Below are 21,912 nucleotides of genomic sequence, written 5' to 3' on the forward strand. Positions count from 1 at the left end.
TACCTCTTGCGCGGCGGTTTAGGGTCAGCTAACTTCCTGTACTCAAGCGTTCAACGACGCAGCTGTCATTCCTGACATGGCCGCTATTGCCTCTTCTTTCAACACCTTTCGGAGACCTGTCTGTGACTACTGCATACATCAATCGCATCAATACCGTCGTTCCCGAGCATGACGTCCACGAGGCGTTCGTCGCGTTCGCGGACGCATCGTTCACCGAACGACGCAAGCAGTTGCTGTTCCGGCGGATGGCCGACCGGTCGCAGATCTCGCACCGATACGCAGGTATCGCATCTCCGTCCGACTTCTACGGCGACGATCCGAACTCGGTGGACACCGAGACCCGGATGATCGAGTTCGAGCGCAGTGCACCGGATCTCGCGGTGCGCGCCGTCGACGGACTCGAGCTCGGTGACGCCGCGGCGGAGATCACCCACCTCATCGTCATCACCTGCACCGGGTTCTACTCTCCGGGTATCGATTTCGAGATCATCAAGCGGTGCGGTGTCAGTCCGTCGGTCGAACGCACCCAGATCGGGTTCATGGGCTGCTTCGCGGGCATCAACGGTCTCAAGCTGGCCCACCACATCGTTCGGTCCGAACCGAACGCGAAAGTGCTCGTCGTGAGCCTCGAACTGTGCTCGCTGCACCTGCAGCGGTCCGAGTCGCTCGAGACGATGCTCTCGTTCCTCGTCTTCGGCGACGGCTGCGCCGCCGTTCTCGTGTCCGGTGAGGAGAAGGGAATCGCGATCGACTCGTTCAAGGCGGTCATGGTGCCCGAGACCCCGGAGCTGATCACCTGGCGGATCGGCGACATCGGGTTCGACATGGTGCTGTCCGGGAAGGTGCCCGGCACGCTTGGTCGTGCGCTCGACGAACGCAATCTCAAGGAGATTCTTGCGGGCGGGTCCAAGGACGACATCGACCTCTGGGCGGTCCACCCGGGCGGGCGATCCATTCTCGATGCCGTCGAGGACGGCATCGGTCTGGGGCCCGACGATCTCTCCGCGTCGAGGCACGTCCTCGACAACTACGGCAACATGTCGTCGGCGACGATCCTGTTCGTGCTGGCGGAGATCATGAAGCGGGCAGAGGAGGGCGGACCCACCGGGTCCGGCTGCGCCATGGCGTTCGGTCCGGGTCTGACCGCGGAGACGATGCTCTTCCATATCTGACCGGCTGCGGCAGAGCTGAAGGTCACGGAACGCCAACGGTTCGGGGTCATCGATGGTCGACACCTCGCGGTGCGGGTGGTGCGAGTGTTTCACTGGCCACCGAATGTGACTAGAGGGGCTGATGTGCAAGTCCGCCTCACCCGTGCCAGGAAAGGAGAGAGGTGCAACGCCGGAACGACCGGCCGCACCCATCGCCGATGAGAACACGCACGCCGTTGACCAGGACCCTGACCACGGTCGCCGTAGCCACACTGGCCCTGCTGCCCACCGCCGTCGCATCGGCCGACCCCGAGACGGAGCCCGTCACGCCCCTCGCGGGTAAGACCGTGTTCCTCGATCCGGGGCACCAGGGCACCGGTCACAACGAGGACCTGTCCCGTCAGGTCGACGACGGTCGCGGCGGTACCAAGGACTGCCAGACCACCGGAATGACCACCCTCGGCGGCGTCCCTGAGCACACCATCACCTGGGACGTTGCCCAACTGGTGAAGGCCGGGTTGGAGAAGCTCGGGGCGAGCGTCGAACTCAGCCGTCAGGACGACAGCGGGTGGGGTGGCTGCGTCGACGAGCGGGCCCGCGCCGCCAACGCGTCCGGCGCCGACCTCGCCGTCAGCATCCACGCCGACTCCACCGCAGCTGCTCAGGGAACGACCGCGCACGGATTCCACCTGATCGTCCCGACGCTTCCCGTCCCCGATGCCACCGTCGACGCCGTCCAGTCCGGTGAGGGCAAAGCCGCGACCGAGGCGATCCGGGACGCGTATCGCGACGGCGGATTCACCCCCGCCAACTACGCCGGAGTCGTCGACGGCATCCAGCCTCGATCCGACATCGCCGGTCCCGCACTGACCACCGTCCCGCTCGCCTTCGTCGAAATGGGTAACGGATCCAATCCCGATGACGCGGCGCTCCTCGAAAGCCAGGACGGCAGGCTCAAGCATGCCGTCGCGATCATCGTCGGAGCCGTCGACTACCTGATGGGCGCAACGGGGGCCGGGGTCCCCGCGGCCACCACGTCGACGCCCACCACCACGACCCCGACGGTCACCCCGGCACCCGCCGAGACCGACGACCCCGCAACCGACGACACGTCGCCCGCGACGGCCCAGAACGCGTCGCCGGGGACGACCAAGGACGCGTCTCCCTCTACGGCCCAGAACGCGTCGCCCGCGACGGCGCTGAGCCAGGGGCTCGCCGCGCTCCAAACCCTGCTGGCCGCATTCGATCTCGACGGCGTGCAGGAGCTCGCGAACGCCGAGAATCTCGGAGTGTTCGCCGATCTCCTCGACACACTGCTCGAACTCCTCGGCTGACCACTCGACGCAACGAGGGCCGGACACCGTGACGGTGTCCGGCCCTCGTGTGTGGCGGAGTGGGAGCGATCAGGCTCCGGCCGAGCCTGCGAGGAGCGAGTCGGAGATCGGAGCGCTGGCCTCGAGCGAGCCGCTGTCGAACAGTCCCGCCGAGCCGGTGTCGGAGGAGGCCGTGTCGGAGGATGCGGTGTCGGCGGATGCGGTGTCCGAACCGGTGCCGGACGACGCGGCGTCGAGCAGGCCGGTGTCGCTGGACGCGGTGGCGAGCAGGCCCGTGCCGAGCAGGCCGCCGAGCGCCAGCGACGCGACCGAGCCGCTGATCTTGGCCGAGCCCGCCGGCACGTCGTAGGCGTTGAGGAGCGCGCGCTCGACGCAGCCGCCCGCGACGACGGAGACGACGGCGGCGGGGCCCTGCGCGATCGCGACGAGGCGCTTGCCCGCGACGGTGAGGAACGTGCCCACGTTCCGGGGGGTGAACTCCTCGGTGGTGGTACCGATCAGCATGCCGAGACCGCACTCGCGCAGACCCTCGACCGTCATCTCGCCGGTGGCGGTCATGATGGCGCCCGCGGCGTCCTCCTCGTTGGCGGCCCGCTCGATCGTGTCGATCACCATGGATCCGGTGCCCACCTGGCCCGGCAGAACCTCGGGAGTGGCCTCGACGGCAGCAGGCGCGGGCACGACCTGTGCGTTCGCGGTGGCGGCACCGGCACCGAGGCCGAGGGTCAGTCCGAGTGCGCCGACCACAGCTGCAGTTCGCTTCATGGGATTCTCTTTCACGAGGTGAGGGCCAGGGTGCGCCAGCCGCGGAAGGCAGGTAACGCGCCGTTATTAGATCGAGATACGCAGGTAGGCGCAACATTTAGGTATGCCTGTGTGACGCGTCCGCAAATTCGGCCGAAACGTGATGTGGGACACAAAAAGTGAACTATTTCGTCGGCATTTCTCAGGCGTGTCCAGCAGATGAATTCTCCGCGCATTTCCGGCGGAGCACTCACATCAGAAGCCGACACGGGGTGGTTCCGGATCGACACTACGATGGAATCGGATCGAGCATGGAGGTGCGGGTGGCGCGGCGTTTGACCCCGGTGGTGTTGATCGCCGGGTTCCTCGGATCCGGCAAGACGAGTCTGCTGAACCATCTCCTTCGTGGCGACCACGGTGTCCGGATCGGCGTGATCGTCAACGACTTCGGGTCCGTCGGCATCGACTCGATGCTCGTCGCGGGTCAGGTCGACTCCACCGTGTCGCTGAGCAACGGCTGCCTCTGCTGCGCCGTCGACGTCGGGGAGATGGACGCGATGCTCGACCGTCTCACTCGCGCGGACATCGACGTCATCGTCGTCGAGGCGAGTGGCCTCGCCGAACCGCGGACACTGGTGCGCATGATCCTCGGCAGCGAGAACCCTCGCGTCGGCTACGGCGGATTGGTGGTCCTGGTCGACGGCGCCGAGTTCGAGGACAGCCGCGGGCGTCACCCCGAACTGGATCTGCATGTCCGCATGGCGGATCTGGTGGTACTCAACAAGTCCGACCTGCTGTCCGCCGACGACGCCGAGACCGTCCGGGGTCGGGTGGAGGAATTGGCCGAGCGTGCGCCCGTGCTCACGACCAGCCACGGCAGGATCGATCCGCGGCTGCTGTTCGACGAGGTTGCCCGCGCCGACGATGCACCGCGACAGCTCCGGCTCGACGAACTCCTCCTCGAGCAGGAGCATCGGCATCACGCCGGTGACGGGCACTCGCACCTGCACGACGGGTACCGCAGCGTCACGTTCACCGCGGCGTCGCCGATGGACCCGCGGGCACTCGTCCGATTCCTCGAGGAACCGCCCGCAGGGCTGTATCGGGTCAAGGGATTCGTGTACTTCGGCATCGACGGCCACACGGAGCGATACCTCGTGCAGACCGTCGGCAGGCACATTCGGTTCGACCTGGCCCCCTGGGGCAGGGGAGCGCGCAGGCACACCGAACTCGTACTCATCGGGGCCGGGATCGACACCGATGAGATCGAGGACTCCCTTGCGCGCTGCGTCGCCGACCCGGCCGCGGATCAGGGGGCCGAGTCGATGACCGCCGTCCACCGCTACGTCGTCGAGGCATGAGAGAGCCTCCGCCCCGGAGACGAACCCGAACGAGCCCGCACGCGAATCGCGTGCGGGCCCGTTCGATGTACGGGTGGTTCAGGGACGCGTCGCGCGTCGGCGCTGCCGGTTGTCGCCGCCCCGCGAGGACTCCGCTCCGGGAGTCTCGCTGCTGTAGACGGTGACGGGGCTGGCGGAGCGTCCGCGTCCGTTTCCGCCGCTGGATCGGCCGCCGCCGGCCGACGCGTTCCGGCCGTTACGCTCGCCGCCGGAACCGGTGCGCTCGCCGCCGCTCCGGGCTGCGCCGCCGTTGCCGCGACCCCTGCCCCCGGAGGAACGGGTCGAGGAACCGCCTGTGCCGCTGCGCCTCTCGGACTCGGAGCCCCGCGATTCCTGCTGCCGGCGCGGTCCGCGACCTTCGCCGCCGTTGCCGCGCTGTCCTCCGCCACGGCGCCCGCCACCCTGACCCGACGGCTGAGCCGCAGGCTGGGGAACGTGGACCACGTGCGGCGCGATCTCGCCGACCAGGTCGGTGACGGCAGCGGAGTTCGCGGTGACCTGCTGCGGCGTGACCGTGATCTTGGCCTTGCGCATCAGCAACGCGAGATCCTTGCGCTGCTCGGGGAGGACGACGGTGACCACGTCACCGGCGCTGCCCGCGCGGGCGGTGCGGCCCGAACGGTGCAGGTACGCCTTGTGTTCGGCGGGCGGGTCGACGTGCACGACCAGTTCCACGTCGTCGACGTGGACTCCGCGGGCGGCGACATCGGTGGCGACGAGCACGCGGGCCTCACCGGAGGAGAAGGCGGCGAGGTTGCGGTCGCGGGCGTTCTGCGACAGGTTGCCGTGCAGGTCGACCGACGGGATGCCGGCCTCGGTGAGCTGCTTGGCGAGCTTGCGTGCCTGATGCTTGGTGCGCATGAACAGGATTCGGCGACCGGTACCGGACGCCAGCTTGTGCACGAGGTCCTTCTTGTCGGAGGCGCCCGAGACGTCGAAGACGTGATGCGTCATCGCGGCGACGGGCGAGTTCGCCTCGTCCACCGAGTGCAGCACCTCGTTGTGGAGGAACTTCTTGACGAGGACGTCGACTCCGTTGTCCAGGGTCGCCGAGAACAGCAGTCGCTGACCCCCGGTCGGCGTGGACTTGAGGATGCGGGTCACACCGGGCAGGAAGCCGAGGTCGGCCATGTGGTCCGCCTCGTCGAGGACGGTGATCTCGACGGCGTCGAGGAAGACGAGGCGCTGCTTCATCAGGTCTTCGAGTCGCCCGGGGCAGGCCACCACGATGTCGACGCCCGATTCGAGCGCCTTGACCTGCCGGTGCTGGGAGACGCCACCGAAGATCGTGGTCACGCGCAGTCCAGCGGCGGCGGCGAGGGGTTCGAGCGTCGCGGTGATCTGGGTCGCGAGTTCGCGGGTCGGGGCCAGCACCAGTCCGCGGGGCTGGCTCGCACGACGCTTGGAGGCGGTCGAACCGGCGAGGCGGGCGGCCATCGGAATCGAGAAGGCGAGGGTCTTGCCGCTGCCGGTCTTGCCGCGGCCGAGGACATCTCGGCCCGCGAGGGTGTCGGGGAGGGTGTCGACCTGGATGGGGAACGGCGCGGTGATTCCAGCGCCGGAAAGTGCTGTCACGAGGGGAGCGGGCACGCCGAGTTCGGCGAAAGTCGCTGTCATGTGTGTACGAGTGCCTTTCAGGCATCGGGTTGCGCCGGGCAGCACAGGACCGACAAGGTCCGTATGCGGCATAGGCACAAGGGTGGCGAGATTGCCGGCGGGCAATATCGATCGCCGTAAGAAGAGTTCGTGCCTGGCACGTGAAAACCGATCCACGACGGCTGGCGTCGTGAAGCTCACGCCGAGTGAAACCAGCATAGCCGACAGACGAGGGTGCCTGCCGTTGCCTGGGTCACACTCCGGGAGGGAGTGCCGGCTCGCCACGTGTCCTGCCTGCCGGTGAATCCGGCGTCGACGGGAAGCGGGACGCCGGGTGACGTAGCGGTCGGAGCGGCCCGCATCGACGGCTATCGGCGAGGTCCGCGGCTCCTCGCCGCGTGGCTACGTGAGAATTGTTTTGATGTGCAACCGCATTCGTCGCGGTGACCGGAGCTCCGGACGTCGACGGGTCACAGGCCCACCCACTCCGTGACGCCGCCGGTGAAGTGCTGACGCTTCCAGATCGGCACCTCGGCCTTGATCCGCTCGACGAGCAGGGAACACGCCGCGAACGCCTCCGCACGGTGCGGAGCGGCGACGGCGGCGACCAGTGCCAGATCGCCGATCGTCAACGCTCCCACCCGGTGTACCGCGGCGACCGGGAGCCCGGACTCCTCGGAAACCTGCTCGCAGCAACGGCGCAGGAACTTCTCCGCGTCGGGGTGCGCCGAGTACTCGAGCGCGGTGACGGACTGTCCTTCGTCGTGATTGCGCACCACGCCCGAGAACAGGACCACGGCGCCGTGCTCCGGTCCGGCGACGGCGGCGTCGACCGCAGCGGGATCGAGCGGTTGGCCGGAGATCGCTGCCAGCAGTTCACTCATCGTGCATTCCTCCACCCGCGACCTGCGCGAGCAGGTGATCGAGAATCGGCTCCAGTACTGCCATTCCGTCGCGCACGCCGCCGGGAGACCCGGGGAGGTTGACGACGACAGTGCCCCCGACCAGGCCGGCGAGGCCTCGGCTGAGCGATGCGTGGGCGATCTTTTCGGTTCCCTTGCGGCGCATGGCTTCCGCGAGTCCGGGGAGTTCGCGGTCGAGGACGGCCGCGGTCGCCTCCGGGGTGCGGTCCGTCGGCGAGGCTCCGGTACCGCCGGTGGTGATCACCAGCGCCGGTCCACCGCGCAGTGCGTCGGCGAGCCCGGCGTCGATGTCCGCGTCCGCGTAGACGAGTGGTCCGCGAACGGTGAACCCGAGTCCCTCCAGCCAGCCGGTCAGGGCCGGGCCGGTGGTGTCCTCTCGGGTTCCGGCGGCACCGCCCGTCGACGCCACCAACACCGCCGCCGAACGTCCGGATGTATCGGTGTACTCCACTGTCGCGCTGGGCGTCTCGTCGTCGCGAACCCAGTTTCCGCGCTTGCCGCCGGACTTCGTCAGCAGTCGGACCCCGTTGAGAACCGCGGCGGGGTCGACGGCCTTGACCATGTCGTGCAGTGTCAGCCCGGCAACGGCGACCGCGGTGAGTGCTTCCATCTCCACGCCGGTCTGGCCGGTCGTCTTGGCCCGGGCCTCGATGGTGATGGTGGACTCCGTGAACCCGAACTCCACCTTCACCGAGGACAGGGCGAGCTGGTGGCACAGCGGGATCAGCTCCGAGGTGCGCTTCGCGCCCGCGATGCCCGCGATCCGCGCGGTGGCGAGCACGTCGGCCTTGGGCATGTCGTCCGCCCGGACCAGTGCGATCACCTCCCGTGTGGTCTGCAGTTCACCCGCCGCAACCGCGATGCGTGTGGTGCTGGCCTTGGCGCTCACGTCGACCATCCGCGCCCGGCCCTCGTCGTCGAGATGAGTCAGATCTCCGCTCACAGCTCCCACACCCGCACGTCGTCTCCTGCCTGCATCGTCGTCACGTCCTCCGGAATGTCGAGAAGTACGTCGGCCCGGGCGAGCGCCGCCACCAGGTGCGAGCCCGGTCCCGACTCGAGTGTCACACCGCCGGCCACCCGCCTGCCGCGGAGGAACTGCCGCTTACCCGAGGGGGATTCGACGGGGGCGGTGAGTGGCGCGTAGTCGGCAGGCTGCGGGGGGAGTCCGGCGCAGCGGCGCAGTTCGGCGCGCGCGAACACCTCGAACGAGATCAGCGTGCTCACCGGATTCCCGGGGAAGCTCAGCACCGGCACACCCTGCACCGTGGTCAGGCCCTGCGGTCCGCCCGGCTGCATCGCCACGTGGCCGAACCAGCCGCCGAGCGGAGTCAACACCTCACGGACCACCTCGAAGTCGCCCATCGACACTCCGCCGGAGGTGATCACGACGTCGGCGCCCTCGACCGCCCGGTGGAGCAGTTCGCGGAAACGGTCCGGCACGTCCGTGCTGTGGTCGACGAGAACGGCATCACCGCCGTTGGCGCGCACGCTCGCCGCCAGCGCGACGGAGTTCGACTCGAAGATCTGGCCCGGCGCCAGTGCGGTTCCCGCCGGCATCAGTTCGGCGCCCGTCGCGATCACCGCGAATCGGGGTCGGCGCAGCACCGGCACCTCGGCCAGGCCGACCGCCGCGAGCATCGCGAGATGCCTGGCCGTCAGTTCGGCGCCCGCTGCAAGCAGGAGGGTGCCCGAGGTGACGTCGCTGCCGCGGTCGCGGACGAACTCGCCCGGCCTGCGCGCCACCCGGATGTGCACCCGGTCGTTCCCGGCGTCGGTGTCCTCGACCGGGACCACGCAGTCCGCGCCGAGGGGCACGGGCGCGCCCGTCATGATCTTGATCGCCGTGCCCGCCTCGAGCCGGTCCGGTCCGGCGTCTCCTGCCGCGACGATCGCCGTGACGGGCAGCGACACCGGGACCTCGCGCAGCGAGGCGGAGGCGACCGCGTAGCCGTCCATCTGTGAGTTCCGGAAGACGGGGAGGTCGATCGGTGCGTGGACGTCGGCGGCGAGAACCCGTCCGAGCGCGTCGGGCACCAGAACCCCTTCACCCACCGGTGCCAGCGCGCGGGCGAGCAACTGCCGGACGATCTCGGCGTGCTCGTCGACGGATCTGCTGGTCATGGCCCTCCCGGTGGCGTGGTGACCCATCCTAGGCGGCCGACGGCCAGGGCCCGACACCGCGACCCGCGCGGTGGATAACCTCCGCGTTACACGGACTCGGCATACTGGTCACATGTGGGAGGTGGTGATCCGATGACGGCGACGGTTCGACCGGTGTCGATCGGCCTGCCCACCGTTCGCAGCCACGTCGACACCTCGGATCGTCCCGACACCCCGGACCTGGTGGACCGGTTCGGTCGCGTGGCCCGCGACCTGCGCGTCTCCATCACCGAGAAGTGCTCGCTTCGCTGCACCTACTGCATGCCCGCCGAGGGATTGCCCGTGATTCCGCAGTCCCGGCTGCTGACCACGGACGAGATCGTCCGACTGGTCACGATCGCGGTGCGCGACCTGGGGGTCCGCGAGGTGCGGTTCACCGGGGGCGAGCCGCTGATGCGCCGCGACCTCGAAGACATCATCGGCGGCTGCGCCCGGGCGGTCCCGGGGACGCCGCTGTCGATGACGACCAACGCCGTCGGCCTCGAACATCGTGCACAGCGCCTCGTCGACGCCGGTCTCACCCGCGTCAACATCTCCCTCGACACCGTCGACCGGAACCACTTCGCGGAACTGACGCTGCGGGACCGGTTGCCCTCGGTGCTCGCCGGGATCCGGGCCGCCGCCCGCGCCGGACTGACGCCACTCAAGGTCAACGCGGTCCTGATGCCCGAAACCCTCACCGGTGCAGCCGATCTGCTGCAGTGGTGCCTCGACGAGGGTGCGCGCCTGCGGTTCATCGAGGAGATGCCGCTCGACGCCGACCAAGCGTGGGACCGGTCCACGATGGTGGACGCACAGCGCCTGCTCGACGTCCTCGGTGAGCGCTTCGCGCTCACCGAAGCGGGTCGGGAGGATCCGTCCGCGCCCGCCGAGGAGTGGCTCGTCGACGGCGGCCCGGCGACCGTCGGGATCATCGCCTCCGTGACCCGCAACTTCTGCGACGACTGCGACCGGACTCGGCTCACCGCCGAGGGAACGGTCCGGTCGTGCCTGTTCAGCGACAGCGAGATCGACCTTCGGGGAGCGCTGCGGGCGGGCGCCCCCGACGAGGACATCGCGGCCCTGTGGCGCGGTGCGATGTGGACCAAGTGGGCCGGACACGGAATCGACGCGGACGGGTTCGCCCCGCCGCAACGCAGCATGGGAGCGATCGGTGGTTGAGGTACGGGACGCGACGACGGTGGTGACGGTGCGCTACTTCGCGGCCGCCGCGGACGCCGCGGGGTGCGGCGAGGAGCAGTGGACGATCGCCGTCGGCGCCAGTCTGGGGCAGCTCCGTGCGGCGCTGGTGGAACGGCACGGACAGGCGATGGAGCGGGTGCTCGATGTCGCGGCCTTCCTCCAGGGCGACGAACTGACCCGGAACCTCGATGAGGTGGCCCTGCCTCAGGTGGACGTGCTGCCGCCGTTCGCGGGCGGGTGATCAGTTCCGGTTCTCGGTCAGCCACTCCGCGAAAGTGACTGTGACGAATCGGTTTTCGGGCGTCAGATTACGTCCCTCGCGCAGGAACCGGCCGGGTTCGCCGGGGACGGGCAGTCCGACCACCACGGCCCTCGAGCCGGTGACGCGCTTCCAGGTGTACGCGAGGTCGCGCATCGACAGCAGTTCCGGCCCACCGATCTCGATCCGGTCGGCGGGGGACTCCGCCAGCGCCGTGTCCGCCAGCGCCCGGCCCACGTCGACCGGCGCGATCGACTGGAACCGGGCGCCGCGCACAGCGGGCAGAATCCCGATGCGGGCCGCGCCCGCGAACACGGACCGCACGAGGGAATGGAACTGGGTGCAGCGCACGATCGCGGTGTCGACACCGGACGTCGTGAAGATCCGTTCCTGCTCGACCAGGGCCCCGTAGTAGGCGAACTTCACCCGGTCGACGCCGACGATGGACAGCAACACCAGGCGTCGCACCCTGGCGTCGCGGGCGGCGGCGGTCAGGGTGCGGGCACCGTCGGTGAACACCGGGCGGGTGGCCTTGGTCTGGCCGTTGGCGGCGCTGACGACCACGTCCACCCCCGCGAGCGCCTCCGCGAGGCCGGCGCCGGTCAGCAGGTCGCCGGGGTAGTGCACCGCACCCGATGGCAGCGTGGCCGGGGCGTGCCTGCTCAGGACGCGTACCGCCGCGCCGCGGGAAGCCAGTTCAGCGGCCGCGGCCGACCCTGCCGTGCCGGTGCCGCCGACGACGAGAACGGTGGTCATGGGTCACCGCCACCAGTCGTCCAACGGGGTCACCGGCACCGCGCGCTTGTGCCGCGTGGCCAGGAAGGTCGCTTCGAGCTTCTCGGCGACGGCGGCGGTGACCTCGCGGCCCTCGAGGTAGTCGTCGATCTCGGTGTAGCGCAGGCCGAGAGCCTCCTCGTCGGGGAGCGCGGGGCGGCCGTCCTCGAGGTCGGCGGTCGGCACCTTGCGCCAGGTGCTCTCCGGCGCGCCGAGGTGCTGCAGGAGGGCGGCACCCTGCCGCTTCGACAGCCCGGTGAGCGGCGTGACGTCGACGCCGCCGTCGCCGAACTTCGTGAAGAACCCGGTGATCGCCTCGGCGGCGTGGTCGGTGCCGACGACGAGGAGTCCGAGCTGGCCGGCGATCGCGTACTGGACCACCATGCGTTCGCGTGCCTTCACGTTGCCGCGGACGAAGTCTCGCAGCTCGCCGTCGTGGCCCAGGATCTCGGCGAGCCCGGCAGCACTCTCGGCGGCGGCGGCGTCGGCGCTCGGCTTGACGTTGACGGTGACCGAGCGGTCCGGCGCGATGAACTTCAGCGACACCTGCGCGTCGTGTTCGTCGGCCTGCACCCCGTATGGCAACCGGACCGCGACGAACTCGACCTCGTGGCCGTCGCCGCGCAATTCCTCGGCGGCGAGCTGGCACAGCCGTCCCGCCAGGGTGCTGTCCTGTCCGCCGCTGATCCCGAGGACGAAACCCTTCGCCGGGGTGGAACGCAGGTACGCCTTGAGGAAGTCGACGCGCGCACGCACCTCGTCCGCCGGGTCGATGGTCGGCTTGGCGCCGAGTTCCTCGAGGATTCGTGCACGCAGTGTGGACATGCGCGTGACTCTAGCGAGATGCCCGTCGACGTGCGAAGGCTAGAGTCGGCCCGTGACTTCTGTGCCCGTACTCGTCGTCTCCGCCACCGCCGTCGAAGCCGCCCACGTTCCGGCCCGGTTCGGTGTGCTCCACACCGGCATCGGCAAGGTCGACGCCGCGATCGCCGTCACCGAGGCGCTCGCCGGGTATCCGGTCGGGGCGCGGCCCGTCGTCGTCAACGTCGGCACCGCGGGCGCGCTGCACGATCACCATTCCGGACTGTACGTGCCGTCGCGGGTCGTCAACCACGACCTCAGTGCCGAGGTACTGCGATCCCTGGGTTATCCAGCAGTGGAAGAGATCGCGCTACCCGACGGGGACGGATCGGTGCTCGCGACCGGCGACGTGTTCGTGACCGACCCGGCGCAGCGCGACGAACTGGCCCGCCGCGCCGACCTGGTCGACATGGAGGGCTTCGCCGTCGCGGCCGCCTGCGCTCGGATGGGTGCCGTGTGTCGGCTGGTCAAGCACGTCAGCGACAACGCGGACGAGTCCGCGATGGACTGGCCGGCGCAGGTCGACGCCAGCGCCCGCCAACTCGCGGCGTGGCTCGACGCGAACTACTGAGGTCCGGGCCTACTGCGCATGCAGTCCCAGGCCGCTCCCGTTGGTGTTCATCAGCTGGAGCCGGTCGGATTCGACTGTCGCGGTCGCGGTTCCGGTGAGGGTGGCCAGGACCGCCTGCTCCACCTCGACGGCATCCGGGGGGCATGCGCGCCTCGTCGTCGCGAGCGGGCCGAAGGTGATCGTCTCGCCGGACACCTCGGCCTTGCCCGTGAAGGAGTTGCATCCGGTCGAGCCGGAGAGAGTGCCGTCGTCGGCGATCTGGAGTGTCGCCGCGGCGTTGTCGATCGCGAGTGAGGACGTGACGGCGTCCGGCGTGATCGTCGTGTCGACCACCCACGTGGTGCCGGTCAGTGGCCGATCCGGTTGCGCGATCTTGCGGTCGAGGAGTGTCACGGTCGTCTCGTCCGTCCGCAGGGTCAGGGTGTTGCCGTCCAGCGACCAGGAGGGCTGTGCGGCGAAGAAGGACGCGAGCCACTGATCCGAATCCGCGTTGTCGCCCATGCACGCCATCATCGTGGTGGCGAGGGGGCCGGTGACGATGACGCCGTTCGAGAAGTCGGCGGTCCCCACTGCGCGGTTGCAGCCGGCGGTGGCCGCGATGCGATCGGGCTCTGAGAACTCGACGGTCAGTGGACCGCCGCCGGGGATCGGGGTGCCCTCGACGGTGGTGGAGACGAAGGTCCGGCCGAGCAGGTCCGACTGGGGCGATTCGGGTGTGGCCGATTCGGAATTCGAGCAGCCGGCGAGGGCAGCGACCGCCAGGATCGCGAGGGCGGCGGAGCGGAGGATGCGCATGACCGCAGATCGTAGTGATCGTCGGGGCCCGCGCGGTTCACCTCGACGTGATTCGCCGTACGAGTTCTTCCCAGTTGTCGGCGATCCGGCGGATCGGCATGTGGAGGTCGCGCACCTGGTGCAGCACGAGTGACGCCTCGAGGGGGGCGAGGAGACTCTGTGCGAGGAGGGGGAGATCGCCCGACGTTCCGGCCTCGCGCAGCAGGGTGAGGACGTGCACGAGGCTGACCTGACGGGCAGGTCCGCCGAATCGCAGTTCGGGCGACGTCTCCACGGCACGCAGGACGTCACCCTGCACCTCGACCATCTCCAGCCGTGCGCGGCCGTAGGCGACGAGTCGGTCGATCGGATCGGCGCCGGGTCCGAGCGGAGGCGGCCCGTGCAGAAAGGCCTGCTGGAGTTCCTGCTCGGTGTGGTCGAGCAGCGCGTGCATCAGCCCGGATCGGCTGCCGAAACGTCGGAAGACTGTGCCCTTGCCCACACCTGCGCGCGCCGCGACGGCGTCCATCGTCACCGCGTCGACCCCTCGTTCGGAGACGAGGAGTGCCGCTGCATCCAGCAACAACGCCCGGTTGCGGGCGGCGTCGCAGCGCTCGGCTCCGAGGTCGTCGGCCATCGGGACGGGGGTGGGGTGCACAGGGCGATGGTACCCGTCGCGGAACAAAGTGGACTGCGGTCCGGTTAGGGTCTGTGTAGTTCGACAACGGCACGTACTCCCGAAGGATCATCCAATGTCTCAGACCCGTGTTCTCGTTCTCGTTGGCAGCCTGCGTGCCGCCTCCGTCAACCGTCAGCTCGCCGAGACGGCCGTTCACGGCGCCCCCGAGGGCGCCGAGGTCGTGATCTACGAAGGCCTCGGTGACGTCCCCTTCTACAACGAAGACACCGACAACGGCGATGTCGCCCCTGCCGTCGCCGCGCTGCGCGCCGCCGCAGGTGAGGCCGACGCGCTGCTGCTCGTCACCCCCGAGTACAACGGCACCATTCCCGCCGTCCTCAAGAACGCCATCGACTGGATCTCGCGTCCTTACGGCGCCGGTGCGATCAAGTCCAAGCCGGTCGCCGTCGTCAGCGCGTCCCCGTCCGGCAACGCCGCCAAGTGGGCCCACGAGGACACCCGCAAGGCCGTGCGGATCGCGGGCGGCGAGGTCCTCGAGGACGTCTCCATCTCCATCGGCGGCACCATCGACAAGTTCGGTGACAAGCACCCGAAGGAGAACGCCGAGGTCGCGGCCCAGGTCGGTGCCGTCGTCGCCGGTCTCGTCGCCGCGGTCGGCGAGCTCGTCAACGCCTGATCCTCAGGCGTGCCCGGGCCCGGGTGGTGCACTGTGCACCACCCGGGCCTGCGTGTCAGTTGGACAGTCCCGTGACGAACGACGTGATGTTCTCGCGGACCCGCTCCACCCTCTCCTCGATGCTCAGGGTCTCGCGGTAGCGATTGCCCGCGGTGGGGCGCCGCTTGTTGCGTGCGTACAGAGAGCACGCCAGGTCCGTGCACATGTAGATGCCGATCGTGTTGCCGCGCCGACCGGACTCGCCCGCCTTCTGCGCGGTCATCAGGGAGACCCCGCCACCGGTGTGGGTGGTCTTGCAGATCGCGCACATCTGGGCCTTGCCGGTTCCGCCGATCTCGTAGCGGAACGCGACGCCTGCGAGCTCGTCACCGAGCGGCACGACGATGTAGCAGCGTCCACGCAGTGTCGGGTCGCCCCAGCCGAGGAAGTCGAGATCTTCCCAGGGGCGATCGCCCAGATCCCGCGGAATCGACAGTCGCTTGGCGTCGCCCTTCGAACAGTTGACGAACGACGCCCGGATGTCGGCCTCGGTGACGGGCACCATCACTGCAGTGGCTCCTTCGGCTGGGAAACGGCTACCACGTCCGACGGTACGGCGATCGTGGTCGGCCGGGCAACGGGTTTACCGTGGCGTCGTCGCTCAGGGGACCCGGCGGTGAAGTCGACGTCGGGCTTGTCGGTCGGCGCGAGTTCTGCGCCACGTCACCCTCGCTGGGCGAGGTGGTCCGCCGCGCGCCGAGCCCAGGATGGGTCCATGACTGACGTCGCGCACGCACCCGGAAACCCGACGGCGGCGCGGCTTGCCGCCCTCGCTGTGCCTGCGATCGCCGTCGGAGTCGGCTGCGCCGTGACCCTGATCGCGCTGAGTACGGTCGCCTCCCGTCTCCAGGACCTGCTGTGGACGGTGCTCCCGGAGTCGCTCGGCGTCGCCACGGAGTCGCGGTGGTGGACGTTCGGGATGCTCACCGCCGTCGGTGTGGCGGTCGGACTGGTCGTATGGAAGGTGCCGGGGCACGCCGGCCCGGATCCCGCGACGACCGGACTGGTCGGGGCGCCGCTTCCGCTGGCGGTTCTGCCGAGCCTGGCGGTTGCCATCGTCCTCGGGTTGGCAGGGGGTGTGAGCCTCGGCCCCGAGAACCCGATCATCGCGATCAACACCGCGCTGACCGTGTGGGTGGTTGCACGGGTGTGGCGGACCGTTCCCATCGAGGTGGCAGTCGCGTTGGCCGCGGCCGCGACCATCGGGGCGATGTTCGGGACGCCGGTCGCGGCGGCGCTGCTGTTCACCGAGATGGCGGCATCGACCACCGGTGGCCGGGTGTGGGACAAACTCTTCGCCCCACTCGTGGCGGCCGCCGCCGGCGCACTGACCATGGACGCGTTCGGCCAGCCGGTCTTCGCCGTGAACGTTCCGCCGTACGCGGAACCTGCCCTCGTCGACCTGGCGAGCGGGACGGTGATCGCGCTGGCCACAGCGTTGTTGTGCCTGGCCGCCGTCTACGCGTTTCCGATCGCACACGACCTCTTCCACCGGCTGCCGAATCCCTTGATCGCCATCACGGTCGGCGGCGCCCTGCTCGGTGTGCTCGGCGCGATCGGAGGAACGGTCACCCTGTTCAAGGGGCTCGACGAGATGAAGCAACTGACGGATGACGCAGCCGGGATGTCGACCGGGCACCTGCTACTCGTGACTGTCGTCAAGACCGCGGCACTGCTGATCGCGGCGAGTTGCGGCTTCCGCGGCGGCCGGATCTTCCCCGCCGTCTTCATCGGGGTCGGCGCGGGTCTCGTCGCCCACAGCGCGGTCAGCTCGATTCCGCTCGCCGTGGCGGTGTCCGCCGGTGTGCTCGGCTCGGTGCTCGTCGTTGCGCGGGACGGATGGCTGGCGCTGTTCATGGCCACGGCGACAGTCGGCGACATCCGGATCCTCCCGGTGCTGTGCATCGTGGTGCTGCCGTTGTGGCTGCTCGTCGCCAACCGTCGCGAGATGTTGATCGCCGTCCCCGCGGGCGATCAGCCGAGGAACGACACCACGTAGAAGGACTCACGCACCGCCATCGTGGTCGGCGAGCCAGGCACGAGCGCGGGCCATGGCGGTGTCGAGCGCACCGAACACCTCGTCGGTCGACTCGACGACGTTCTCGCGGCCGATCACCTCGGCCAGTCCGCTGTGCTCGAAGATGCGGGCCAACGCAGGGGTGACTCCCGCGATCACGAGGAGACTTCCGTTGTCGGCGAGCGCGGTCGCGTGCCGCGTCAGATCCCGGATCACCGTTGCCGACGGGACATCCGGCATCGTCCGGACGCTGAGGATCACGACAGCGCCGCGCGTGTCCCGGATCGACGGCCAGGCCTCGTCGATCCGGGGTACCTCGGCGAACAGTCCCACTCCGGCGTAGTGCAGGACCGTGATCTGATCGCTCGGGCACTCGGCGGGAACGTCGACGACTCGCCAGCGGGCGTCGTCGGCCGGTGTGAGGGCGACGAGCTTCGCGTAGCGCGCCGCCTGCGCGCAGTACAGCACCAACGACAGCACCGCGCCGAGGAGGATCGCGTTCTGCAGGGGCAGTTGGGTCGTCGCGAAGAAGGTGATCAGCATGGCGACGGCCGACCACGGTGCCGTCCGGAAGACCAGGCGGATGTCCGCCCAGCGGCCCGCGACGAGCTCGACGCCGATGACGAGGACCAGGCCGCCGATCACCGCCATGGGGATGATCTCGGCGACCGATCCGGCGACGAGGACAAGTGCGATCAGCCAGAGCCCGGCGAAGATTCCGGACCAGCGGGTTCGTGCACCCGCCGACACCGCGACGCCGGTTCGGGAGAGCGAGCCGCCGGTCGGGAGGGCGCCGAAGAATCCGCCTGCGATGTTCGCCGCGCCCTGGGCGACGAAGTCGCCGGACGCGTTCGGGCGGCTGCCGTCGGGATTGGGGACCGCGCTCGAGATTCCGGCGGCCTGGGCGAGCGCGACCAGCGAGACGGCGAATGCTCCGACGAGCAGTTCCGGGAGCGCCGACAGCTCGGGCAGGGTCGGTGTCGGGAGGGAATTCGGGATCACCGCGATGCCGCCGACGGTGTCGACGTCCAGGCCGATGACGGCCACGACCGTTGTCACGACGACGAGGGCGATCAGCGTGGCCAGCGACGCAACGGGTTTCACCAGCCGGAACACGGCCCACACCGCGATCGTCGCGGCGGTCACCGCCACGGTCGTGCCCTCCCAGGACCCGACGTGCGCGATCGCGTCGACGATCTTCGCGATCGTGTTGTGCCGATCCGTCTCGTAGCCGGTCGCGTCGCCGAGCACCCCGGCGACGATCTGCACGGCGATGCCCGTGGTGAAGCCGGTCATCACCGCGCTCGAGACGAAGCTCATGATCGAACCCGCCCGGAGCAGGCCGAGCAGCGCCATCACGAGACCGACGAGGATCACCAGCGCCGCAACGTTCGCCGGGTCGGTCGGGTCCAGCCCGGCGGACGTGAGCACGCTCTGCGAGGAGAGCGCGATCGCGCTCGTCAGGGTCGTCACCATCAGAACGGTGCGGCTGAAGAACGATCCGACCAGGGTGGGAATCATGCCGGAGTAGAGGCCGGCGACAGGATTGAATCCGCCGATACTGGCGTACGCCATGCCTTCCGGGATCGAGAACAAACCGGTGACAAGCCCGGCCATGACGTCGCGCGGCGTCGGTTTACCGAGTCCCTCACCGGCCGAACGCGGGGTTCGGCGTCGCGTGAATCTCTTCGTCACTCCCCGGGGGCCGTGAGCCATGGGGCCAGCCTTCCGATCCTGCCCGCCGGACGCCTCATCCGCCGCGGGTGGAATCGAGTAGGGAAGGAGACCGCCCTCAGTCGAGGGTGACGTTCATCAGCTCGGTGCGCGCGACGACGCGGTCGCGTTCGTCGGCGAGTGCGAGTCGTCGCGGGTCGCCGAGGTAGCCGTCCAGGGCGTCCTGCGAGTCGAACCTGAACAACTGGATCTCCAGGGGTTGTTCCCCGGATCCGTCGGTGCGGGCGCGTTGGAGCACCCGCCCGCCGTGCTCGGCGACCAGCGCGAGCACCCGATCCTCGTACGCGATCAGGCCCTCTTCCTGGCCAGGACGCGCCCACAGAAGACAGCACAACGACATCGCCATGTCGACGACGTTAGCCGAGACACTTGCATGGGACCACGAGTCCCAGTAAATTCGGCCGCAGTGGACGCCGACGTTCCGGCCCGAGGGGTCGGTCGAGTCGGCCGGCGATCGGGAGAATTCGATGACGATGCAGTACAGCGGGATTCACGACACGAACTACGTCGAGGCACTGGGAATTCTCTCCGAGGGATCGGTCCGACGGAGCTTCGATCCGTACCTCGACATTCCCTGGGATGCGCCGGAGTTCGCGATCGACCCGAACGATCCGCGGTGGGTGCTCTCGCCGACCATCGACCCGCTCGGCGCGACCCGGTGGTATCGCGACCTGCCCCTGGCCCGCCAGATCGAGATCGGTAAGTGGCGTCAGGCCAACTCCATCAAGGTCGGCGCGGCGTTCGAGAGCATCCTGATCCGCGGAATGATGCAGTACATCATGAAGCTGCCCAACGGTTCTGCCGAGTTTCGGTACTGCCTCCACGAGATGACGGAGGAGTGCAACCACATCCAGATGTTCCAGGAGCTCGTGAATCGGATCGGCGTCGACGTCCCGGGGATGCGCCCCTTCTTCCGCGTCGCGTCCCCGTTCATCGGGGTGCTCGGCGGGTTCGTCCCGGTGGGCCTGTTCATCGGCATTCTCGGTGGCGAGGAGCCGATCGACCACTACCAGAAGGCGCTGATCCGCGAGGGCGTGTCCATGCCGCCCGCCGTGCTGCGGACGATGCAGATCCACGTCGCGGAGGAGGCACGGCACATCTCGTTCGCCAACGAGTTCCTCAAGGCGCATCTCGCGCATGGGGGACCGGTCCTGCGGGCCGCCGCCGGGGTGACGTTCCCGCTCGCGATGCGGTGGCTTGCCGGTGAAATCATGACGCCGCCAAAGTCTTTCGCCACGACGTTCGACGTTCCCCCGGAGGTGATGCGGGAAGCGTTCTGGCGCAGTGAGCATTCGCGGGCGATCCTCGCCGGCTACTTCGGAGACATGCGCGCCCTCGCCGAGGAACTGGGGCTGATGAACCGGGTGACGAAGCGACTGTGGAAGGCGATGTCCATCGACGGGCGGCCCAGCCGCTACCGCAGCGAACCCGACCGGGCGGCGGCCGCCTAGTCTTCCCTGGTCGACAACTGCGCGATCAGCTCCGTCAGCTCCGTGCGCGGATCGACGGTGAGTCCGACGGACCTGATCGCGCCGTCGAGGGCGTACCGGGTCAGCGTCGCCAGTTCGTCGACGATCTGCTCCCTGCTGCGGACCGGGGTCGGGTTGTGCACCCAGTGCCGCAGCGTCCCCTCGACCATCGTCACCAGTGCGAACGGCAGCGTGTCGAAGATCCCGTCCCCGATGTCGATGTCTACCTGGCCCGCGATCGAGGTGAGCACCTCCTGGGCGCGCTGCGACATCCGGAGTTTGAGGGCGGTGACCGCGTCGACATCCGGCGGGCCCTCGTGGGTCGGCCCGGTGCGGGCGAACTCGTCGAGTCGCGGGTGGTCGACCATCCAGTCGGCCACGGCGCGGATGGTGCGCACGATGATCTCCTCGAACGACCCGTGCGAGATGTCGAGGCGGTCCTCCAGTGTTCGGGAGAACTCGTCGATCAGGTGCGATCTGATGCGCCGGTCCAGGTCCTCGCGTCCCTCGAACTGGCGGTAGACGACCGATTTCGCGAGCCCGGCGCGGGCCGAGATCTGTCGAACGGGGACGTCCGTGCCTGCCGGTGCCTCCTCGAGAAGTTCCACCGCCGCCAGCAGGATGCGGGACCGGCGCTCGGAATTGTGCTGTTCCCACCGGGCTTCGTGTCCGCTCGCCTGCGAGTCCGCACGCAGGCCCGGGTCGGTGGTCGCCATGTGCGGAAGTCTATCGAGAGGACCCGTCCGCCCTCGCCGCCGATACGACGGTCGCTTCGAGTGCGTCGCACCGGGACACCCGCGGTATGAGGCCGGCGCGGGCGCAGGCGTCCGCGGTGAGCGGGGCCTGCCGCCGACTGGTCTCGACGAGCAGGTGCCCGCCGGGTGCGAGCCAGTCGGGGGCCGCGGCGGCGACGCGTCGATGGACGTCCACGCCGTCGGCTCCTCCGTCGAGTGCACAGCGGGGTTCGTGCAGACGCGCTTCGGGCGGCATGGTTTCGATGGCGTCCGACGGTACGTAGGGGGCGTTCACGACGAGCAGGTCGACGCGACCGAGCAGGGTGCGCGGCAGGGCGTCGTACAGATCGCCGAGGTGAACCGCGCCGGTGGCGACGTTGCGGCGTGCGCAGTCCACCGCGATCGGGTCCACATCCGCCGCGTGCAGATCGATCGACGGAAACGGCATGGCGGCGGCGATGGCGGCGCCCACCGCACCGGATCCGCAACACAGGTCGACGACGATCGCGTCCGGGCGTGGAATCACTGCGAGCGCGCGGTTGACGAGGAACTCGGTGCGCCTGCGCGGCACGAAGACGCCCGGCATGAGGACGATCCGGAGCCCGCGGAACTCGACCCATCCGAGGATCTGTTCGAGAGGACGCCCGGACACCCGGTCCCGGATCATCGCGGCGAGTTCGTCGTCGTGCTCCGCCGCGTCGAGGAGGAGTCGCGCCTCGTCCTCGGCGAACACACATCCGGCGCCGCGCAGCGTCGCGGCGACATCGGTCGGGGTGAACTCCTGGATGGGCGTGGGCGAAACCTCACTGATCGGGTACGTGTGGATCGTGCCGTACCCATGGTGGACCAGCGCGGCGCCGCGCGCACCCGG

23 protein-coding genes are annotated in these 21,912 nt (G+C 69.2%); 9 read left to right on the forward strand and 14 right to left on the reverse strand.

Features of this window, described 5'->3' with window-relative positions; translation table 11 throughout:
- Positions 1-122: 122 nt before the first annotated feature.
- Positions 123-1,172, forward strand: coding sequence for a type III polyketide synthase (locus FFS72_RS10870; protein WP_137873956.1), 1,050 nt, complete (start codon positions 123-125; stop codon positions 1,170-1,172).
- Between the two features lie 197 nt (positions 1,173-1,369).
- A complete protein-coding gene (locus FFS72_RS10875; RefSeq protein WP_137873957.1) occupies positions 1,370-2,485 on the forward strand; it encodes an N-acetylmuramoyl-L-alanine amidase in 1,116 nt (371 codons plus the stop codon).
- 69 nt (positions 2,486-2,554) lie between these two features.
- On the opposite strand, the gene FFS72_RS10880 is transcribed toward FFS72_RS10875, so the two are convergent.
- On the reverse strand, positions 2,555-3,250 hold the full coding sequence (locus tag FFS72_RS10880; RefSeq protein WP_137873958.1) for a hypothetical protein: 696 nt from the start codon (positions 3,248-3,250) through the stop codon (positions 2,555-2,557).
- A gap of 302 nt (positions 3,251-3,552) precedes the next feature.
- Here FFS72_RS10880 and FFS72_RS10885 point away from each other — a divergent pair, with 302 nt between their 5' ends.
- Entirely contained in the window at positions 3,553-4,590 is a 1,038-nt protein-coding gene (locus FFS72_RS10885; protein ID WP_349303990.1) for a CobW family GTP-binding protein, read from the forward strand.
- Positions 4,591-4,668: 78 nt separating this feature from the next.
- Here the strand turns inward: FFS72_RS10885 and FFS72_RS10890 are convergent, their stop codons facing one another.
- From FFS72_RS10890 to FFS72_RS10905, 4 genes are all read right to left on the reverse strand, one after another.
- Complete coding sequence (locus FFS72_RS10890) at positions 4,669-6,246, reverse strand: DEAD/DEAH box helicase (RefSeq protein WP_137873960.1); 1,578 nt, start codon at positions 6,244-6,246, stop codon at positions 4,669-4,671.
- A gap of 449 nt (positions 6,247-6,695) precedes the next feature.
- Positions 6,696-7,109 (reverse strand): molybdenum cofactor biosynthesis protein MoaE, encoded by a 414-nt coding sequence (locus FFS72_RS10895; protein WP_137873961.1) that lies wholly within the window; start codon positions 7,107-7,109, stop codon positions 6,696-6,698.
- Positions 7,102-8,091: a bifunctional molybdenum cofactor biosynthesis protein MoaC/MoaB gene (gene moaCB, locus FFS72_RS10900; protein WP_137873962.1), complete on the reverse strand. Its 990-nt coding sequence runs from the start codon at positions 8,089-8,091 to the stop codon at positions 7,102-7,104. The genes FFS72_RS10895 and moaCB overlap by 8 nt, the downstream gene beginning before the upstream one ends.
- Positions 8,088-9,272, reverse strand: coding sequence for a molybdopterin molybdotransferase MoeA (locus tag FFS72_RS10905; RefSeq protein WP_137873963.1), 1,185 nt, complete (start codon positions 9,270-9,272; stop codon positions 8,088-8,090). Before FFS72_RS10905 ends, moaCB begins: the two co-directional genes overlap by 4 nt.
- A 132-nt stretch (positions 9,273-9,404) precedes the next feature.
- On the opposite strand from FFS72_RS10905, the gene moaA reads away from it, so the two are divergent.
- Positions 9,405-10,472 (forward strand): GTP 3',8-cyclase MoaA, encoded by a 1,068-nt coding sequence (gene moaA, locus FFS72_RS10910; protein WP_137873964.1) that lies wholly within the window; start codon positions 9,405-9,407, stop codon positions 10,470-10,472.
- Positions 10,465-10,734: a ubiquitin family protein gene (locus FFS72_RS10915; protein WP_137873965.1), complete on the forward strand. Its 270-nt coding sequence runs from the start codon at positions 10,465-10,467 to the stop codon at positions 10,732-10,734. The genes moaA and FFS72_RS10915 overlap by 8 nt, the downstream gene beginning before the upstream one ends.
- On the opposite strand, the gene FFS72_RS10920 is transcribed toward FFS72_RS10915, so the two are convergent.
- Both FFS72_RS10920 and nadE read right to left on the reverse strand, forming a co-directional pair.
- Complete coding sequence (locus tag FFS72_RS10920) at positions 10,735-11,508, reverse strand: SDR family oxidoreductase (RefSeq protein ID WP_137873966.1); 774 nt, start codon at positions 11,506-11,508, stop codon at positions 10,735-10,737.
- A 3-nt stretch (positions 11,509-11,511) separates the two neighbouring features.
- Complete coding sequence (gene nadE / locus FFS72_RS10925) at positions 11,512-12,351, reverse strand: NAD(+) synthase (RefSeq protein ID WP_137873967.1); 840 nt, start codon at positions 12,349-12,351, stop codon at positions 11,512-11,514.
- A gap of 52 nt (positions 12,352-12,403) precedes the next feature.
- On the opposite strand from nadE, the gene FFS72_RS10930 reads away from it, so the two are divergent.
- Entirely contained in the window at positions 12,404-12,958 is a 555-nt protein-coding gene (locus tag FFS72_RS10930) for a nucleosidase (protein WP_137873968.1), read from the forward strand.
- 9 nt (positions 12,959-12,967) lie between these two features.
- Here FFS72_RS10930 and FFS72_RS10935 read toward each other — a convergent pair whose 3' ends face one another.
- Positions 12,968-13,753: an META domain-containing protein gene (locus FFS72_RS10935; RefSeq protein WP_137873969.1), complete on the reverse strand. Its 786-nt coding sequence runs from the start codon at positions 13,751-13,753 to the stop codon at positions 12,968-12,970.
- A gap of 37 nt (positions 13,754-13,790) precedes the next feature.
- A complete protein-coding gene (locus FFS72_RS10940) occupies positions 13,791-14,369 on the reverse strand; it encodes a TetR/AcrR family transcriptional regulator (RefSeq protein WP_137874071.1) in 579 nt (192 codons plus the stop codon).
- Positions 14,370-14,484: 115 nt separating this feature from the next.
- Between FFS72_RS10940 and FFS72_RS10945 the strand changes: the two genes are divergently transcribed.
- On the forward strand, positions 14,485-15,048 hold the full coding sequence (locus FFS72_RS10945; protein ID WP_137873970.1) for an NADPH-dependent FMN reductase: 564 nt from the start codon (positions 14,485-14,487) through the stop codon (positions 15,046-15,048).
- Positions 15,049-15,103: 55 nt separating this feature from the next.
- On the opposite strand, the gene FFS72_RS10950 is transcribed toward FFS72_RS10945, so the two are convergent.
- Positions 15,104-15,592 (reverse strand): FBP domain-containing protein, encoded by a 489-nt coding sequence (locus FFS72_RS10950; RefSeq protein WP_137874072.1) that lies wholly within the window; start codon positions 15,590-15,592, stop codon positions 15,104-15,106.
- A gap of 210 nt (positions 15,593-15,802) precedes the next feature.
- On the opposite strand from FFS72_RS10950, the gene FFS72_RS10955 reads away from it, so the two are divergent.
- A complete protein-coding gene (locus FFS72_RS10955) occupies positions 15,803-17,086 on the forward strand; it encodes an ion channel protein (RefSeq protein ID WP_137873971.1) in 1,284 nt (427 codons plus the stop codon).
- Positions 17,087-17,092: 6 nt separating this feature from the next.
- Here FFS72_RS10955 and FFS72_RS10960 read toward each other — a convergent pair whose 3' ends face one another.
- Both FFS72_RS10960 and FFS72_RS10965 read right to left on the reverse strand, forming a co-directional pair.
- Positions 17,093-18,820, reverse strand: coding sequence for a SulP family inorganic anion transporter (locus tag FFS72_RS10960; RefSeq protein ID WP_249353238.1), 1,728 nt, complete (start codon positions 18,818-18,820; stop codon positions 17,093-17,095).
- Positions 18,821-18,896: 76 nt separating this feature from the next.
- Entirely contained in the window at positions 18,897-19,184 is a 288-nt protein-coding gene (locus FFS72_RS10965) for a putative antibiotic biosynthesis monooxygenase (RefSeq protein WP_137873972.1), read from the reverse strand.
- Positions 19,185-19,305: 121 nt separating this feature from the next.
- Between FFS72_RS10965 and FFS72_RS10970 the strand changes: the two genes are divergently transcribed.
- On the forward strand, positions 19,306-20,289 hold the full coding sequence (locus tag FFS72_RS10970; RefSeq protein WP_137873973.1) for an AurF N-oxygenase family protein: 984 nt from the start codon (positions 19,306-19,308) through the stop codon (positions 20,287-20,289).
- Here FFS72_RS10970 and FFS72_RS10975 read toward each other — a convergent pair.
- On the reverse strand, positions 20,286-21,023 hold the full coding sequence (locus tag FFS72_RS10975) for a TetR/AcrR family transcriptional regulator (protein ID WP_137873974.1): 738 nt from the start codon (positions 21,021-21,023) through the stop codon (positions 20,286-20,288). The genes FFS72_RS10970 and FFS72_RS10975 overlap by 4 nt on opposite strands.
- A gap of 10 nt (positions 21,024-21,033) precedes the next feature.
- Positions 21,034-21,828, reverse strand: a complete 795-nt coding sequence (locus FFS72_RS10980; protein ID WP_137873975.1) for a putative protein N(5)-glutamine methyltransferase — start codon at positions 21,826-21,828, stop codon at positions 21,034-21,036.
- Positions 21,829-21,912: the final 84 nt, after the last annotated feature.

The sequence above is a fragment of the Rhodococcus sp. Q genome, assembly GCF_005503035.1.
Classification (GTDB): Bacteria; Actinomycetota; Actinomycetes; order Mycobacteriales; family Mycobacteriaceae; genus Rhodococcus_G.

What these genes read in the sequence shown, in the direction of transcription:
- FFS72_RS10895 (WP_137873961.1), bottom strand. Translation starts at nt 7,109, where the DNA reads ATGAGTGAACTGCTGGCAGCGATCTCCGGCCAACCGCTCGATCCCGCT.
- FFS72_RS10940 (WP_137874071.1), bottom strand. Translation starts at nt 14,369, where the DNA reads ATGGCCGACGACCTCGGAGCCGAGCGCTGCGACGCCGCCCGCAACCGG.
- FFS72_RS10935 (WP_137873969.1), bottom strand. Translation starts at nt 13,753, where the DNA reads ATGCGCATCCTCCGCTCCGCCGCCCTCGCGATCCTGGCGGTCGCTGCC.
- FFS72_RS10945 (WP_137873970.1), top strand. Translation starts at nt 14,485, where the DNA reads ATGTCTCAGACCCGTGTTCTCGTTCTCGTTGGCAGCCTGCGTGCCGCC.
- FFS72_RS10965 (WP_137873972.1), bottom strand. Translation starts at nt 19,184, where the DNA reads ATGGCGATGTCGTTGTGCTGTCTTCTGTGGGCGCGTCCTGGCCAGGAA.
- FFS72_RS10950 (WP_137874072.1), bottom strand. Translation starts at nt 15,592, where the DNA reads ATGGTGCCCGTCACCGAGGCCGACATCCGGGCGTCGTTCGTCAACTGT.
- FFS72_RS10920 (WP_137873966.1), bottom strand. Translation starts at nt 11,508, where the DNA reads ATGACCACCGTTCTCGTCGTCGGCGGCACCGGCACGGCAGGGTCGGCC.
- FFS72_RS10975 (WP_137873974.1), bottom strand. Translation starts at nt 21,023, where the DNA reads ATGGCGACCACCGACCCGGGCCTGCGTGCGGACTCGCAGGCGAGCGGA.
- FFS72_RS10955 (WP_137873971.1), top strand. Translation starts at nt 15,803, where the DNA reads ATGACTGACGTCGCGCACGCACCCGGAAACCCGACGGCGGCGCGGCTT.
- FFS72_RS10880 (WP_137873958.1), bottom strand. Translation starts at nt 3,250, where the DNA reads ATGAAGCGAACTGCAGCTGTGGTCGGCGCACTCGGACTGACCCTCGGC.
- FFS72_RS10875 (WP_137873957.1), top strand. Translation starts at nt 1,370, where the DNA reads ATGAGAACACGCACGCCGTTGACCAGGACCCTGACCACGGTCGCCGTA.
- moaA (WP_137873964.1), top strand. Translation starts at nt 9,405, where the DNA reads ATGACGGCGACGGTTCGACCGGTGTCGATCGGCCTGCCCACCGTTCGC.
- FFS72_RS10890 (WP_137873960.1), bottom strand. Translation starts at nt 6,246, where the DNA reads ATGACAGCGACTTTCGCCGAACTCGGCGTGCCCGCTCCCCTCGTGACA.
- FFS72_RS10970 (WP_137873973.1), top strand. Translation starts at nt 19,306, where the DNA reads ATGACGATGCAGTACAGCGGGATTCACGACACGAACTACGTCGAGGCA.
- nadE (WP_137873967.1), bottom strand. Translation starts at nt 12,351, where the DNA reads ATGTCCACACTGCGTGCACGAATCCTCGAGGAACTCGGCGCCAAGCCG.
- FFS72_RS10960 (WP_249353238.1), bottom strand. Translation starts at nt 18,820, where the DNA reads ATGGCTCACGGCCCCCGGGGAGTGACGAAGAGATTCACGCGACGCCGA.
- FFS72_RS10905 (WP_137873963.1), bottom strand. Translation starts at nt 9,272, where the DNA reads ATGACCAGCAGATCCGTCGACGAGCACGCCGAGATCGTCCGGCAGTTG.